2 protein-coding genes are annotated in these 933 nt (G+C 64.6%); both read right to left on the reverse strand.

The window, feature by feature from the left end; genetic code table 11:
• On the reverse strand, window positions 1-490 hold a 490-nt coding region (locus AB0T83_RS20270; protein WP_366195005.1), incomplete at its 3' end, for a plasmid pRiA4b ORF-3 family protein.
• The coding region (locus AB0T83_RS20275) for an IS66 family transposase (RefSeq protein ID WP_366195006.1) at window positions 487-933 on the reverse strand (447 nt) is incomplete at its 5' end. The genes AB0T83_RS20270 and AB0T83_RS20275, both read right to left, overlap by 4 nt.

Below are 933 nucleotides of genomic sequence, written 5' to 3' on the forward strand. Positions count from 1 at the left end.
CCCCGCCCGACCAGTGGACCATGTCCTCGTGCTGCTCGTGATCGGGATCGGCGAGGGCTTCGAGGAACTCTTCGTAGCCCCAGGCGCCGCCGACGTCCTCCGGTGGACAGGCCCCTGCGGCCTTCAGAAGCCGCGGATAGGTCACGCCCTGGGTGGCCTCGCCCACCCGCTCGATCCGGATGCTGTGGTCCCAGTCATCACCGAAGTCGTAGACATACTGGATCGTCCTGGTGGCGGTCTGGTCGAGCAGTTTTTCCAAGGTCATTTTCTTCGCGTCCATGGGGCCGTCGTAGAACCCGTCCGGGTCGGGCATGCCCCAACCGGCATCCCCCACCCGGAACTCGTAGAGATGGGTGTCGGTCCAGCCCATGGCCGCTTGGATGACCTCATGCAGCTGGTCGAGCCTGATCTTCAGCGGCACCTCGATGTGGCGCATCGGCATTGGCTCGACGTCGTTCAGGATGATCCGGAGGCGGGCGATCAGGGTCATGCGGCGATCCTTTGCCGTGTCGGGGACCAATTCCAAGGCAGGAGATCCGGCACCCGGGAGGCTGTCGTGCCAGGCAGCCGGGCGAGGACGTCGCCGAGCCAGGCCTGAGGATCGACATCGTTCATCTTCGCGGTGACGATCAGCGAATACATGAAGGCGGCGCGGTCACCGCCGCGCTCGGAGCCGGCGAAGAGCCATGACTTTCGGCCAAGGGCCACACCGCGGAGTGCTCTCTCGGCCGCGTTGTTCGTCACGCAGACCCGCCCATCCTCGAGGAAGCGCGTGAAGGCCTCCCATCGGTCTTTCTTGAACATGTAATTGATCGCCTTGGCGACAGGATTGTGCTTCGACATCGTGCCCTGCTCGGCGCGCAGCCAAGCGTGCAATGCCTCAACCAAGGGACAGGACAACCGGTGCCTGGCCTCGAGCCGGAACGTGGCATC

Source organism: Meridianimarinicoccus marinus, from assembly GCF_040689105.1.
Taxonomy (GTDB): Bacteria; Pseudomonadota; Alphaproteobacteria; order Rhodobacterales; family Rhodobacteraceae; genus Meridianimarinicoccus; species Meridianimarinicoccus marinus.